This is a genomic window from Rhizobium sp. L1K21 (assembly GCF_024055895.1).
Taxonomy (GTDB): domain Bacteria; phylum Pseudomonadota; class Alphaproteobacteria; order Rhizobiales; family Rhizobiaceae; genus Ensifer_A.
Genome location: NZ_JAMXLE010000011.1, coordinates 1 through 14,799, shown reverse-complemented (window position 1 = coordinate 14,799; position 14,799 = coordinate 1). Strand labels below are relative to the sequence as shown.

Below are 14,799 nucleotides of genomic sequence, written 5' to 3'. Positions count from 1 at the left end.
AGGGGTATAGGGTTGTCAAAAGGCGACGTGTGAAAGAAAATCGACGGTTTTCTTGAGATTTTTTGCAAGCGGCGCGCAGGCGTCCAGTTCGATGAAAAGCTCGTCCTGCGATGGTGGTTCCAGGGTATTGAACTGGCTTTCCACGAGCGAGGCCGGCATATAATGCCCTTTGCGAGCACTGACTCGCCGAAGGGCCTCATCGTAGTCGATCTTCAAGTAAACGAACAGGACGCTTCCCGCCTCGCGCAGCTGATCACGATAGATCCGCTTCAGCGCAGAGCAACTGACCACAAGTCCGTCCTGACCGGTGTTTTCAAGATGTGCCCTGATAACCGCCAGCCAACCCTTCCGGCTTTCATCGTCGAGCGGCTGACCTTTCACCATCCGCGCAACGTTTTCTGGAGGATGACAGTCGTCCCCCTCCAGGAATGGCGTTCCAACAGCCTCCGCAAGCGCTTTGCCAAACGTGGTTTTGCCGCAACCGGAAACACCCATGACGACTATGCGTGCGGGAGACATCTCTTGCCTTCCAGATAATGGCGGTTGCCGCACTTCGGAATAGAATGCACCTTAGCCGGCATCGAGCGCCGCATAACAACTATTATGGAACTACTCAGCCATGACAGCTGCAAAGCCTTCAGCGACACGGTCGACATTTTTTGCGTTGAGACCGGCGACGCAGATGCGACCACTGCGCACAAGATAGATACCGAATGCCTCCCGCAAACGATCTACCTGTTCTGCTGTCAAACCGGTGTAGCTGAACATACCACGTTGCAGCTTCAAATATTCAAAATCGCGGCCTGGCAGCGCCTGTTTCAAGCTGCCTGAAAGGCTTTCGCGCATGGCGATGATGCGGGTACGCATCTCTTCGACTTCGGCAATCCAAGACGCCCGCAGTTGCGGGTCGTTGAGGACTGTTGCAACGAGCTGTGCACCGGTTGACGGTGGGCTCGAATAGTTACGCCTTACCGTGTTTTTAAGCTGCCCAAGAACCCGTTCGGCGTTTTCGGCATCGTCGCAAACGACAGACAGACCGCCCACCCGTTCCCCATAAAGTGAGAAAATCTTTGAAAAGGAGTTGCTCACAAGGAAAGACGTGCCCGTTGCTGCCAGTTTTCGAATGGCGTAGGCGTCCTGTTCAATACCCTGCCCAAACCCCTGATAGGCGATATCGAAAAATGCGATCAGGCCGCGGGCGACGACCGTCTCGACCACCTGGTCCCACTGGGCTTCGGTCAAGTCGGAGCCTGTCGGATTGTGGCAGCAAGGATGCAGAAGGACGATGCTGTTTGCGGGCAGTTTTGATAGCGTTTCCAGCATGGCGGAGAAGTTCACGCCGCGCGTTTCAGGGTTGAAATAGGGATAGGCGTCCGTCTTGAAACCCGTCCCCTGGAAAATGGCGATGTGATTGTCCCATGTCGGATTGCTGACCCAGACTGTGGAATCGGGATAATAGCGTTTCAGGAAATCTGCGCCGATCTTCAGGGCACCGGAGCCGCCGAGCGTTTGAATGGTCGCAACACGTTTTGATTTCAGGATATCGGCGCCTTCACCGAACAGAAGATCCTGAACCGCCTTGCGATAGTTCGCCAGCCCTTCCATCGGCAGATAAAGGCTCGGTTCCGCACGCATGGTCTTCACGCGCTCATAAGCGTCCTTCACGGCGCTCAATTGGGGTACGTTGCCGTTCTCATCGTAGTAGATGCCAATGCTGAGATTTACCTTTTCGGCGCGGGGATCGGCCTTGAAATCCTCCACAAGGGAGAGGATAGGATCACCGGCATAGGCCTCGACTTGTTCAAACATTTCGACTCCGATCATAACCGTGCAGGATCCACTGCCCGGGCAGTTGGGGCTTGTAAAGCAAACCCATTCTTTGGTGCGCATTTCAACAACGGATCGCGCCGCCAAGCAATCCCTTGGCGGCATCTTTTCCGGTCCGTTTATGCTTCCGGAATTTACCGTCGTGCCCGTAGCGCGAATTATTCAGTTGCGAGTTGATGCAAATGGGTTGCGAGTTGATGCAAATGGGCAGAAAATTGGTCGCAGTTCTCTCTTCTGACGACCCTCCGGCTGGAACAAATGGCGCCGACAAATTTCAAGATTGTGCGATGTATGCCGGGCATTGAGGCCGTTTGGGCCGACACCAGACATGCCTTTGGTCGCCATACCCACGATCAATTTGGCATCGGCGTCATCTCGCGCGGGGCGCAAACGTCAATGAGTGGGCGCGGACATGTCGAGGCCGAGGCCGGCAATGTCATCACCGTCAATCCCGGGGAGGTGCACGACGGACTGCCTGTCGATGATGCAGGCCGGGCCTGGCGGATGCTCTATTTTGATGTCGGTGTTTTGCAGGGCTTTTTCGATGGTCTGACAGAGGGAGCGACAAACGGCCTCGAACTTGCCCATCCGGTGATGCGCGATCCGGCAACGGCTGCGGAGTTTCTCTCGCTGTTCCGGGCGATGACAGGTGCATCGAACGGCGATAGCGAGCTGGAGGCAAACGAAAGCCTTTGTCTTCTCTTGTCGAGGCTCATCGAACATCGGTCCATAACAGAGCGCCCCGCTGTTCCAAGGTCGATCGCGCGAGCGCGGGAGCGCATCGATGATGATCCCTCTGCACCGCTGAAATTGGAAGATCTGGCCCGCATCAGTGGCATTAGCCAGTTTCAACTTGTAAGAGGCTTTGCGAGACTGTTCGGCCTGACACCACATGCCTATCTGGTGCAGCAACGTCTTTTTAGGGTGCGACAACTGATTAACGACGGCGTTGGTCTCGCTGAGGCTGCAACGGCAGCCGGGTTTGCTGATCAAAGTCATATGACCCGGCTCTTCGTTCGGGCCTACGGCCTGTCGCCTGGCCGCTATGCCGCAGCGATCGGCTGAGCTGCAATTTTATTCAAGACCTGGGTTTAAGGGCTGGGGTAAATAGCGCGAAAACAAGCGAGTCCAAAACATGACCCTGCCAATTTACGCTTCGCCACACGCCCCGGATCGGTTTCGACCTCGTCGCACCGGTATCATCCTGGGCAGCGACAACCATCCAGACGATGCCTTTGCCCCAGCACTACACGATGTGTGGCCGAATTTAACGATGACTGAAGGGCAACTGCCGTCATGATGGAATTTCTGCTGACGTCGGCCATTGTTGTCATTTCACCCGGCACAGGTGCGCTTTATACCATTGCTGCCGGTCTTTCGGGCGGAGTACGGGCCAGCATTATTGCCGCGTTCGGCTGCACGCTCGGGATCATCCCGCATATGCTGGCAGCGATCAGCGGTGTCGCGGCGCTGCTTCACACCAGCGCCCACGCTTTCAGTATCCTCAAATATTTGGGTGTTGCGTATCTGCTCTATATGGCCGTCATGATGTTTCGCGACGGTGGAATGCTCAAACTCGAGAGCCGATCAGGCCCGGAAACCGGGCTCCGGACAATCACAACGGCGGTTTTCATCAATCTTCTCAATCCCAAACTGTCGCTGTTCTTTTTCGCCTTCCTGCCTCAGTTCGTCAGAGCAAACGATCCATCCCCAACCTACAATATGCTGGGGATGAGCCTTGTTTTCATGGCGCTGACTTTTTTGGTTTTTGCGCTTTATGGCGTTTTCGCTGCCTCAGTCCGACAGCATGTCATTTCCAGTGCGACCATTCAGCGATGGCTGCGCCGTGGTTTCGGCGCAGCTTTTGCAACTCTCGCCTTGAAGCTTGCCTATGCCCAAAGGTAACCATCTGGCCTAGAGAATCGGGCAATAATATTGAGCCATTCTGTTGGCTCAAACCGGTTCGTTCCACGAGGAGAAGGGTGCGGGCTGTAGCCATAGCTACAGTCAAACCCTTCGACGCTGTGGCGGGCCGGTTTCGGCCAACCCTTCGGGCGGCACGAATTTCCGCTATCATCGTCAGCCTTCACCTCGACTGTACCTAAGGGTACAGCCTTCGGTAAAGTCCTCGATCCTGACGGAAATTCCTTGCCGCAGAATGGCTTAATATTATCGCCCGATGTTCTAGCCCCTGCTCTACATTCGCGACGGCAGGAAAAGGATGATCGCCGGAAATGCAACGAACAGGGCAAGTCGCAAAACGTCGGTGAGAACAAAGGGAATAACGCCTTTGAAGATGGTCACGAGATTGATGTCTCGGTTGACCGAATTGATGACGAACACATTCATGCCAATGGGTGGCGTGATGAGGCCGAGTTCAACGGTCATGACGATGATGACGCCGAACCAGATCGGATCGAACCCAAGCTGGGTGATCACCGGAAAGGCAATGGGCACCAGCAAAATGATCATCGCCATCGCATCAAGAACGCAGCCCATCAGCAGGAAAAACGCCAGGATGAGCGCAAGCGTTGGATAAGCACCCAGGTCCAGTGAGACCAGGAAGCCTGTAATCTTCTGCGGGGTCTGTGTGACAGCCAGGAAATATCCAAACAGCATTGCACCAATCAGAATGACGTAAATGGCAACAGAAGTGCCAAGCGCTTCCACGAGACAGGAAAGCAGGGTCTTTCGGTCAAGCCGGCGACGCAGCACGCCGATGACAGCCGTCAGAAACGCGCCAGCGGCGGCGGCCTCAGTTGGTGTGACCACGCCGGCATAGATGCCGCCGATAATGGACACAAAAAGGAGAGCGACAGCCCAAATGCCTTTGAGCGATGCGAGCTTCTCACCGGCCGTGGTCTTTTCGCCGTTGGGCAGGTTTTTCCAATAGGCGGCATAGACACAGGCCATGTACATCAAGACGGCAATAAGCCCTGGAATGATGCCCGCGATGAAGAGCTTTCCAACGTCCTGATCGGTGATAAAGCCGTAGATGGCCAGAACGACAGACGGCGGAATAAGGATGCCAAGCGTTCCCCCGCCAGCCACAACACCGGAGGCAAGGCTGTCGGAATAACCGTGGCGGCGCATTTCCGGCAGCGCGACCTTGCTCATGGTCGCGGCCGTTGCGACCGACGAACCGGAAATGGCCGCGAAACCGGCACAGGCCGTGATCGTCGCGAGCGCAAGTCCACCCTTTAGATGCCCCAGCCAAGCCTGGCCGACCTGGAACAGTTCGCGTGACATGCCGGAACGGGTCGCGAAACCGCCCATCAAAACAAAGAGTGGAATCAGCGAAAGGTTGTAATCGGTGATGGTGCGCATCGGCGAGATTGTCAGCAGGTTGAGTGCTGGGCCCCAGCCGGCCACGGCTGCAAAGCCCCCTACCCCGACAATACTCATTGCGATGCCGATGGGTACGCGCACCACCATCATGCCGAAAAGTGCCACAAACCCGATAATGGCGATCCAGTCCTGACTAGTCATAGATGGGAACATCCTCTTGGTTTGCAGCAGCCGTGTTGGTGATCAGCTCAAGCAGGCGCGCGGTCGTGGTGAAGACCGCGGCCACGACACCCGCCCAAATCAGGGCCATGAACGGCCAGACCTGAATGCGCAGTTCAAAAGTGGCTTCATTCTTGCTGAACGCGGTGTCCAGACGGTCAAACATTTTCCATGCCAGCACGATGGTGAAGAGCAGCAGGACGATCTGCGAAAAAATGTCCATGACACGCCGTGTTTTTGGCCCCACCGTTTCCGCAAGCAGATCGACAGTGATGTGTTTGCCGGAATAGCCAAGCACAGCGAAACCCCAGATGACCGACGCGCCGAGCAGGAAACGCGAGATATCGAAGCTTTCAGGAATGGGAAACGCAAACAGGTAACGTCCGATGGCGGATAGAAATATCAATGTCGTTACGATGGCGAGGCTGAGCCCCGCCACCATATCCACACCGCGTGTTACACGGTTCAGTATTTCAGAAAGCCAGCGCATCGGGGTTATTCAGCGTATGCGCCTTCGGCCTTCAAGTTGCCGACAAGCGCATTGTAAACCGCGTCCGGATCGTAACCGGCATCTGTTACTTCCTTGCGCCAGTCATCCATCAAGGGAGCGGCTGCTTCATGCCACAAGGCCATATCGCTTTCCGTCGGCTCATAGACGATCTGGTCAGATTCGGACTTTGCCTTGTCGCGGCCGGCAGCTTCCCAATTGGCCCAGCCTTCAGCAACTTTTTGCGCCCACTCGCTTGTGCAGTGATCGTCAAAAACCTTGCGCTCATCATCAGGCATGCCTTCATAAGCCGCTTTGTTGACCGCCATGACGAACGTCGTCGTATAGAGCGGCATGTCGATGTGATGTTTTGTCACTTCGTTGATGCCGAAGAGGTAGATCGAACCCCAGGGGAATGTGATGGCGTCTGCCGCGCCACGCGCGAGAACCTCGCGTGCCTCCGGTGCGGAAACCTGAACGCTTGATCCGCCCAGCAGGCTGACGAAACGGCCCATCGTGGCATTGCCGGGGCGAACGTTCATGCCCTTCATGTCAGCAGGCACTTGCACCGGCTTGGTTGAATGGATCGTGCCGGTGTCGTGCAGGAAGGCCATGCAAACATGAACATCGCTCATCTCTTTCTCGGCATAGGCCCGATACCACTTGTCAAAAGCCTTCGTGCCGCCAACCGCATTGGTCGCCATGAAAGGCTGCTCGCCCAGTGCAATGACAGGAAAACGGCCGGGCTGATAGCCGGGATTCACATAGGTGATGTCCGCGATGCCATTGGCTGCCATGTCATAGTGGTCAATGGCCGAGCCCAGCTGTTGGGCAGGGAAGATCGTGACGTTGATCTTGCCACCGGAGGCTTCGTTCATCGATTTGATCCACGGTTCCAGACCGGTGGTCTGCAGCGGATGCTGCGGGGGAACCCAGGTGGAAAGACGCAAATCCGTTGCGTTCGCGGTGGCAGATGCCAGCAATGCGGCTGTCGCCAGGCCAAGTCCTGCAAGTCTCATTTTCATTCTCCTCCAAATTTGCCCTCTTCGTGAGAGCCGTTAGCTGTCAAACTTGATACCGACCTCCTCGCGTTCGGCCTCAAATTCATCCCTCCAGATCGTCTCAATGGCCTCGGGCGTCCAACCGCCATCCATCAACGCAAAGCGTTTCTCGGCAGGGTGCGACCACAACGAAAGACGATCACCGCCGATGCCGATGCATTGTCCCGTTATTTGCGCTGCCGCGTCAGAAGCCAGAAAGGCGGCGAGCGGAGCGATGTCATTTGCCGAACCGATGCCCATATTCTTCCTCAGTTCTTCGGGAATGGCCTCCCCACGCTCCAAAGCTTCGGCATGCTCGGCAAAGAGCGGCATTGTGGCTGTCATGCGTGTCAGCGCGTTCGGAACGATGGCGTTTACCGTCACCTGAGCTTTGGCGAGTTCCATGGACCATGTTCTGGCAAAGGCCGCGATGCCGGCTTTGGCCGCCGAATAGGCCGTCTGACCGAAATTGCCACGCTGACCGGCAAGCGAGGAGATCAGGATCAGACGACCGCCCTGCCCTGCTTGGCGAAAGTGTCGCGCCGCCGCACGCGCAAAGGTGAAGGTTCCGCGCAGATGTGTCTCGATCACACTGTCGAAATCATCATCGCTTGTATTCCAAAGCACCCGGTCGCGCAGATTGCCGGCATTGGTGCAAACAACGTCCAGCCGACCGAATTCAGAGAGTGCTTTTGCAACACAATCTTCGGCAGTGCTCGTTGGCCCCACGGGACCGGCGAAAGCAGTGGCTTTTCCGCCCTGCCCGCGGATTTCGTTACAAACAACCTGTGCCTGATCCCCGTCGATATCGTTGATCACCACCTGTGCATCGCGCGATGCCATCAGATGCGCGATTGCGCGACCGATGCCGCGTCCGCTGCCGGTCACGATTGCGACTTTGCCTCGAAGGGTCTGAACGTTCTTGACCATCATCGCCCCACAAAAATCGGTTGCCGTTTTTCCATGAAGGCGCGTGGACCCTCGCGCGCATCGGCTGATGCCATCACGCGTGATTTCGCCTGGTCTTCGAGTTGATAGCCCTCCCGCAGAGTGCGTCCGCTGGAAGCAAGCACCGTCTTCTTGATTTCCTGCACGGCGACCGGGCCGTTGGCAGCAATCTTGCCGGCGATCTCCAAAGCCTTGTTCATGACTTCGCCGACCGGCACGACATGGTTGACAAGTCCAGCGCGCAAGGCCGTTTCAGCATCTATAGTGTCGCCCACGAGAAGCATTTCCATCGCCAGACAATGCGGCATCTGCCGCGGCAGCCGCACCAGTGAGCCCGCAAACGGGATCAGGGCCCGCTTGGCTTCCGGCAAGCCGAACTTGGCGTGATCGGCGGCAATGCGGATATCCGTTGCCAGCACTGTTTCCATCCCACCGGCAAGACAGGTGCCGTTGATGGCGGCAATAATCGGTTTGTTCAGATCAAAGTCGCGTAGCGCAGAGCGACTCATGACGTCCGGCTCTGAGACGAGCCGGCGATCCCACTCGTCCTCAGGTTCGCGCGCGCCGGTCATCAGAGGCAGCGTCAGGGCGAGATCGCCACCTGAACAAAAGGCCTTGTCGCCGACACCAGTGAGGATACAGACCCGGAGCTCGGGATTTTCGGAGAATTCCGTGAAGGCATCCGCCAGGCGGCAGGCTACTTCAGGACTTATGGCATTGCGGGCTGCAGGACGATTGATCGTCAGGATCAGAATTCCATCCCGAACCTCGCTTAGAAGCGCTTTTTCCATGGTTTCAGCGATCATGCGGCGTTGCCCTTCAACATTTCGGCGGCAATGGTCCGCAACTCGTATTTCTGAACTTTTCCATTCGCAGTGAGCGGAAAGTGTTCCATGAAGTGGAAATAGCGGGGCAGCTTTTGCCGGCTCATATTCGCACGGCAATATTGTTCGAGCTCCACGCTATTGACGCTTGCACCGGGTGTGCACTTCACAAAAGCAAAGATTTCTTCACCCAAATCCGGGTCCGGAACGCCCACAACCTGCGCTTCGGCGACGGCCGGGTGCCCCATGAGGAAGTTTTCGATCTCGACCGGATAGATATTTTCGCCACCGCGGATCAGCATGTCCTTGATGCGTCCGACGATGCTCAGGTAACCTTCCTTTTGCAGAACGGCCAGATCACCCGAATGCAACCAACCATCCGCGTCGATTGCCTTGGCTGTGGCGTCTGGCATTGCGTAATAGCCCTTGGTGACCTGATAGCCGCGGATAAGGAGCTCGCCGGGCTCGCCGCACTTGCGCGTATCGCCCGTTTCCGGATCGACAATCCTGATCTCGGTATGCGGCAGCGGCGTGCCGGCCGTCGTTATCTGGGTTTCGAAATCATCTGAAGGGCGGGTCTGGGTAATGATCGGGCTTGCTTCCGTCATACCCATGATGATCATTGGCTGGAGATCGAATGTCGCCTTGAGGTCTCGCATCATCGAGGGTGGAATGGATGTCCCACCGGTATAGGCGATCCTCAGAGACCAATTTTCGGGCTTTTTGGGCCATGATTCCAACGCCTCCAGCATGCGGATATACATGGTGGGCACTGCATTGATGATGGTCGCTTCGTGCTTGATCATCAGTCTGATCATCGATTGCGGGTCGAAAGAAGGCATCAAGATCAAGGTGCCGCCGCAGGACAGCATGCCGAGTACATTGCAAACACAGCCGGCCGTGTGAAACAGCGGCATCGCACTCAACAACCTGTCAGACGCGCAGAAACCGCCGCGTGCTGCGCTCATGCGTGCATTGTTCAGAATACTGCGATGGGACAGCATTGCGCCCTTTGGTGCGCCCGTCGTTCCACTGGTGAATTGGATCTGCGCAATGTCGTTTGGTTGAGGTGTAAGAGAATGGGGAATATCAGGCCCATGTTCAGCAGAATTTTCCATGAGCTCGGTAAAGGAAATGGCAGAGCGGCTTTTGCCTTCCAGGCAGCAAAGACGTTCAAGCAACGGCAAATCAGGCTTCAGCGCCTCAATGGCTGAGGCTATATCGTAACCGCGCACATTATCGACGAAGAAGAGTGTCGAGACCTCCGCCTGGCGGCAGATGTAGCCAATCTCGTCCTTCTTGAGAGCGGTGTTGACCGTGACCAGAATGGCACCGATCTTCGCCAGCGCATATTCGAGATAAACCCATTCAGGCGAATTCGGAGACAGAACGGCAACACGATCCTGTTTTTTGACACCCCAGGCGAGCAATGCAGTGGCAAGCTGGTCAGTCTTTGTATCAAGCGCCTGATATGTCAGCGCAATGCTGCGTGTCTCATCCTCGTAAACAAGAGCCAATGCGCCGGGTGCACGCGCGGCCTGTTCTTTCAGTGCCGCGCCCACCACGCTTTCAATCAGCGTAAAGCCCTCGGTTTCCGGGTACCAGTGCGCGACCGCGTCTCTTATTGCCAAACTCTCCTCCCCCACGTGATTGCGCTTTGACACCAAATCGGCAAATATCACGCCTATCAAACTGTTCGGTGATAAATTGTTTTATATCGAACAATCAGAGTTCAAACATTATCTCAGGCGATACGAATGTCAAGCGGAATGGAACGCATACTGGAAGAGGAAACCGCAGAAGCCACGCTTCTTGATGCTGGCGCGCAGGAAAATTCCGTCGGCTACAAACTCAGACTGGCACAAATCATGGCCTACCAGGCCTTTGAAGCACAGGTGGCGGGATTTGGTTCCGCACCGCGTTATCTCGGCCTTCTCTGTGTAATCCAGGCCAATCCCGGTCAGCCCCAAAGCCGCTTGGCAGAAGCGGTTGCCTTGCAGCGCTCCAGTCTCGTCCCTATCCTGGACCGATTGGAACGGGAAGGCGTATTGGAACGTCGGGCGACTGAAAACGATCGCCGTTCAAACACGGTTTGGCTGACCGAACACGGTCAACAGATATTGAGGGGTCTTCTGGAAGAGGCAGAACGGCACGAAGAAACGCTTTCTCAGGACATGAGCACTGAGGAGCGTGATGAACTTCTGCGCAGCCTCGACAAAATCATCATAGGCTTGCGTGCGGGAAATCCAGCTAGAAAACGCTGATTTCGTCCAATATCGTATCTTTGAGCGTCGGCGCAGATCGGCAATTCACGCCTGGGAAACGACCTTTGCCGCTGCTTCCAAGGCGCCGCTTCCATGGGGGACGCCAAGGGCCTTCAGTCCCGCATCCATGACGGCCAGAGCACCAAGCGTCATGTGCGCATTCACATGTCCCATATGCGCCACTCTGAGAAAGCCGTGATAGGCATTGTCCGTCGGGTCAGCCATGCCAAGGCCAATGCCCAACGTAACCGCCCCCTCTCTCTCACACCAGCGCCGGAGTTCTGTACCGTAAGGCGTTCCGAACCGTGCAGCCGTCACTGAGTGACTTCGGAATGCGGGGTCAGAAATGTTGAGACCGATTTCCGGGTTTCCCGCACTCCATGCATCAAATGCGGCCCAGACGGTGCGTGCAAGGGCTGCATGACGCGCCCAGACTTCTTCCAAGCCCTCTTCTCGCAGTAACATCGTCAAAGCTTCGGCAAGTCCAAACAAATGGTGTGTGGGCGCGGTACCGGCGAAAAACTCGTAAAAGCTCTTTGGTGCTGCACGCGGGGTCCAGTCCCAATAAGGCGTCCTCAAATCGCTTGTCTTGCAGCGCTCCAATGCATTCTCGGAAAACCACACAAAGCCCAGACCCGGTGGCGTCATCAGGCCTTTCTGGCTGGCGGCAAGCAGGATGTCCACGCCCCAAGCATCCATGCGAAGCTCATCGCAGCCGAGAGACGCTATGGCATCGACGGCCAGGAGCGCCGGATGGCCAAGGGTATCAAGCATCTGGCGGATTTGAAGAATGTTATTGCGCACCGAACTTGCTGTATCCGTATGCGTCATCAACACAGCCTTGATTGCATGCTGGGTGTCGGCTTTTAGCGCATCTTCGACGCGCGACACATCAACTGGTGCCGACTTTCCAAAATCGATGACATCAACAGCAACGCCCATCCGGATGGCAGCTTCAGACCATCCGATTCCAAATCGTCCGGTAGACAGTAGCAACGCCTTTTCGCCGCGTGAAAAGAGGTTTGCGATCGACGCTTCCCAAACACCGTGACCATTGGCGATATAGATGCCTACATGCGCTTTCGTGACGGCGACAGCTTTCAGATCGTCGATGATCCGGTGCGTCATCTCCACCAGTTCGCCTTCATAAATATTGGGTGACGCCTTGTGCATGGCCGCAAGAACACGATCGGGCACGACTGACGGACCGGGAATGGCCAGATATGGACGACCGTTGGCGAGACCCATTGCAAACTCCGTTGATTCTTCGCTGAGTGACTTTGATGGATATTCTCGGCTTCCACGCCAGGTTTCAAGCTGCTTGAGACACTCATCACGCCTTATTTCGGAGCATTGTGTTCGGGCAGGAATCGCGGGATCTGACCCTCCCTGTTTCCTCTGACTTCAAGCGCAGTATGTTGGGGAATTGGGTGCGCCACTGTCTCCGATTGCGCCAGCGCTGACATAAAACGCGCACAGGAGTTGTGGTTTAACCTTTCATTAACCAAAAAGAACTGGACGGCGGAATAGAATCGCGACTATTTTTGGCGACCAACAAGCGACAAGACGCAGCTAGACCGACAGGAATAAGCAGAGCCGCCAATGAACGAGATGTTCGCAGAACAAATCAGCTGGGAAAGTTCCGAAGCCAAGATTGTGCGGCATGCGGCAATACTGTCAAGCCAGTTGCAGCAACTTCGAAGCCGCATGTATCCGCCTGCCGCCCAGAAAAAGCTTCGTTCGTTCCTGACCAATGAAGTCTCAAGTCTAACGACGATCCCATCGTCGACGCTGAAGCTGATGTCGAATGAAGGGCGCGGGCCTATTCCCGATCGGCTGGATAACAATCACCGCGCTTACACGCTACCGCAGATCAATGAGCTGCGTGCCTATTTTGCAGAACACAAACCCGCAGAGGCTCTCCGGTTTCTGCCGCGCCGGCGCGCCGGCGAACATCTGCAGGTTCTGGCGATTTCAAACTTCAAAGGTGGCAGCGCGAAGACGACGACAAGCGTTCACTTGGCGCATTATCTGGCGCTCTACGGCTACCGTGTTCTGGCCATCGACCTTGATCCGCAGGCTTCATTGTCAGCGATGTTCGGCTCTCAGCCGGAAGTCGATGTGGGCGTGAATGAGACGGTCTATGCCGCGCTTCGCTACGACGACCACCGCAGACCGGTCCGCGAGGTCATCCGCAAGACCTACTTCGATGGCATAGATCTTATTCCGGCCAATCTGGAGGTCATGGAATTCGAGCATGACACGCCACGCGCGCTTGCCGGTCGTGTCGACGACAGCGGCGGTATCTTTTTCGAGCGTCTGCGTGTTGCCCTGCGTGATGTGGATGAAGATTACGACATCGTTCTTTTGGATACCCCTCCTTCCCTCGGCTTTTTGACGCTTGCAGCCATCTACGCCGCCACCGGTATGATCGTGACGGTTCATCCCGCGATGCTGGACATCGCTTCGATGAACCAGTTTTTGCTGATGATGGGTGACCTGATTGGTGTGCTGAACGAAAACGGTGCCGATCTTCAACAGGATTTCTTCCGCTATCTCATAACGCGGCACAATCCGAATGATCAGCCGCAGGCTCAGGTGGTCGCCATGTTGCGGCATCTTTTCGGGACTGATGTGCTCACGGCGACTGCAATCGAAAGCACGGCGGTGGAGGCGGCTGGGTTAGCCAAACGTAGCCTTTACGAGCTGGAGGCGGGACAGGTGGGTCGCGATACGCATCGGCGCGCACGCGAAGCGATCGATGCGGTCAACGCTGATATCCTCAATCTCATTCAAGTGAGTTGGGGCCGAGTATGAACAAGCGCAAATCGATCGCGGCCAGTTTTGGATTGCTGAACGCCAGCCTTGAGGCCGATGATGCTGCAAAAGAAAGCCAGCAGTCATCTGCCTCGTCTGTTCCGGCAGCGCCGCGTGTTGGTGCCGGGGTTATCGGCGCGACCCAGCGTGCTCTCGGCGAAATCCGTGATGAGCGGGACCGCCTGAAAAGTCTTCTGGAAAGTGGTGCTGTTGGGCGTGAAATTGACACCTCTCTCATAGACCCCTCCCCTTTTCCTGACCGGCTGCCGGATGATGACGAGGAAGAGTTTGAATCCTTCAAGCGAAGCATCGCTGAAGAGGGTCAGAAGATTCCCGTTCAGTTGCGACCGCACCCTGAAATCAAAGGCCGGTATCAGGTGATCTTTGGCCATAGGCGCGTCCGTGCAGCCGAAGAACTCGGCGTTCCGGTTCTTGCGATCGTGGCCGATATTGCTGATCGCGACTTGATCATTTCCCAAGGCATCGAAAATGCAGCGCGCCAGAATCTGACCTGGATCGAGCGTGCGCTTTTCGCTTGGCGGCTGGATGAAGAAGGTTTTCGCCCGCGCGATATCTATGCGACGCTTTCCATTGATGATGCAGAACTTGCGCGAATGCGGGCTGTTTGCCGGACAGTGCCCGGGGACATTATAAGACTGATTGGCCGCGCTCCGAAAATTGGACGGCCACGTTGGCTCAGCCTTGCAAATACGCTGAAGGAGGAACCTTCTGGTTTGGAGAAGATTGCTCAAACCCTGTCAGCTGACAGGATTGGGAAAATGGATTCAAACGCGCGGTTTGCCCAGGCTCTTCGCGCTATTACAGAGAAGAAACCCGGCAAACCGAAAAAACACCTCAGACTGTCGGACAGCACCGGCCGAGACGTTGCGGAAGCGACCTTTTCAGAGACAGAGATTCATATCAATCTTCTGAACAAGAAAGATCGCGAGTTCGCAAGCTTTCTGCGGGCGGAGCTCCCGCGTTTGGCCGAGAAATTTTCATCTTTGCAAACAGATGATGAAAGATAGCAATCGTGTCCTGTCAGCTGACAGGGTTTTGATCGAGACGATGTAGGAAAGGAAACT

At 55.9% G+C, this 14,799-nt stretch carries 15 protein-coding genes; 6 read left to right on the top strand and 9 right to left on the bottom strand.

Translation table 11 applies throughout. The annotated features are described in order from the left end of the window. Positions 1-15: 15 nt before the first annotated feature. Positions 16-519: a gluconokinase gene (locus NHF56_RS20300; RefSeq protein ID WP_252808042.1), complete on the bottom strand. Its 504-nt coding sequence runs from the start codon at positions 517-519 to the stop codon at positions 16-18. 90 nt (positions 520-609) lie between these two features. After that, positions 610-1,809 (bottom strand): amino acid aminotransferase, encoded by a 1,200-nt coding sequence (locus NHF56_RS20295; RefSeq protein ID WP_252808041.1) that lies wholly within the window; start codon positions 1,807-1,809, stop codon positions 610-612. A gap of 19 nt (positions 1,810-1,828) precedes the next feature. Here NHF56_RS20295 and NHF56_RS20290 point away from each other — a divergent pair, with 19 nt between their 5' ends. From NHF56_RS20290 to NHF56_RS20280, 3 genes are all read left to right on the top strand, one after another. Then, the gene (locus NHF56_RS20290; RefSeq protein ID WP_252808040.1) at positions 1,829-2,065 is read left to right on the top strand and encodes a hypothetical protein; all 237 of its coding nucleotides are present in this window, start codon (positions 1,829-1,831) and stop codon (positions 2,063-2,065) included. Positions 2,066-2,085: 20 nt separating this feature from the next. Beyond that, positions 2,086-2,892 (top strand): AraC family transcriptional regulator, encoded by an 807-nt coding sequence (locus NHF56_RS20285; protein WP_252808039.1) that lies wholly within the window; start codon positions 2,086-2,088, stop codon positions 2,890-2,892. 231 nt (positions 2,893-3,123) lie between these two features. Next, complete coding sequence (locus tag NHF56_RS20280; RefSeq protein WP_252808038.1) at positions 3,124-3,732, top strand: LysE family translocator; 609 nt, start codon at positions 3,124-3,126, stop codon at positions 3,730-3,732. A gap of 291 nt (positions 3,733-4,023) precedes the next feature. Here NHF56_RS20280 and NHF56_RS20275 read toward each other — a convergent pair whose 3' ends face one another. From NHF56_RS20275 to NHF56_RS20250, 6 genes are read right to left on the bottom strand one after another with little or no spacing between them, the layout of a single operon-like run. Further along, a complete protein-coding gene (locus NHF56_RS20275; protein WP_252808037.1) occupies positions 4,024-5,316 on the bottom strand; it encodes a TRAP transporter large permease in 1,293 nt (430 codons plus the stop codon). Next, entirely contained in the window at positions 5,309-5,824 is a 516-nt protein-coding gene (locus NHF56_RS20270; protein WP_252808035.1) for a TRAP transporter small permease, read from the bottom strand. The genes NHF56_RS20275 and NHF56_RS20270 overlap by 8 nt, the downstream gene beginning before the upstream one ends. Positions 5,825-5,829: 5 nt before the next feature. Next, complete coding sequence (locus NHF56_RS20265) at positions 5,830-6,840, bottom strand: TRAP transporter substrate-binding protein (protein ID WP_252808033.1); 1,011 nt, start codon at positions 6,838-6,840, stop codon at positions 5,830-5,832. Positions 6,841-6,879: 39 nt separating this feature from the next. Next, positions 6,880-7,794: an SDR family NAD(P)-dependent oxidoreductase gene (locus NHF56_RS20260; RefSeq protein ID WP_252808031.1), complete on the bottom strand. Its 915-nt coding sequence runs from the start codon at positions 7,792-7,794 to the stop codon at positions 6,880-6,882. Beyond that, positions 7,791-8,615 (bottom strand): enoyl-CoA hydratase-related protein, encoded by an 825-nt coding sequence (locus NHF56_RS20255; RefSeq protein ID WP_252808029.1) that lies wholly within the window; start codon positions 8,613-8,615, stop codon positions 7,791-7,793. Before NHF56_RS20255 ends, NHF56_RS20260 begins: the two co-directional genes overlap by 4 nt. Then, complete coding sequence (locus tag NHF56_RS20250; protein ID WP_252808027.1) at positions 8,612-10,264, bottom strand: AMP-binding protein; 1,653 nt, start codon at positions 10,262-10,264, stop codon at positions 8,612-8,614. The genes NHF56_RS20255 and NHF56_RS20250 overlap by 4 nt, the downstream gene beginning before the upstream one ends. Positions 10,265-10,390: 126 nt before the next feature. Here NHF56_RS20250 and NHF56_RS20245 point away from each other — a divergent pair, with 126 nt between their 5' ends. Beyond that, positions 10,391-10,897, top strand: a complete 507-nt coding sequence (locus tag NHF56_RS20245; RefSeq protein WP_252808025.1) for a MarR family winged helix-turn-helix transcriptional regulator — start codon at positions 10,391-10,393, stop codon at positions 10,895-10,897. A 45-nt stretch (positions 10,898-10,942) separates the two neighbouring features. On the opposite strand, the gene NHF56_RS20240 is transcribed toward NHF56_RS20245, so the two are convergent. Continuing rightward, positions 10,943-12,145 carry an alanine--glyoxylate aminotransferase family protein gene (locus NHF56_RS20240; protein WP_252808023.1) on the bottom strand — a complete coding sequence of 401 codons (1,203 nt, stop codon included), beginning with the start codon at positions 12,143-12,145 and terminating at the stop codon, positions 10,943-10,945. Positions 12,146-12,499: 354 nt separating this feature from the next. Here NHF56_RS20240 and repA point away from each other — a divergent pair, with 354 nt between their 5' ends. Both repA and repB read left to right on the top strand, forming a co-directional pair. Continuing rightward, complete coding sequence (repA, locus tag NHF56_RS20235; protein ID WP_373456353.1) at positions 12,500-13,714, top strand: plasmid partitioning protein RepA; 1,215 nt, start codon at positions 12,500-12,502, stop codon at positions 13,712-13,714. After that, on the top strand, positions 13,711-14,742 hold the full coding sequence (repB, locus tag NHF56_RS20230) for a plasmid partitioning protein RepB (RefSeq protein WP_252808021.1): 1,032 nt from the start codon (positions 13,711-13,713) through the stop codon (positions 14,740-14,742). Before repA ends, repB begins: the two co-directional genes overlap by 4 nt. The last annotated feature ends 57 nt before the right edge of the window (positions 14,743-14,799 follow it).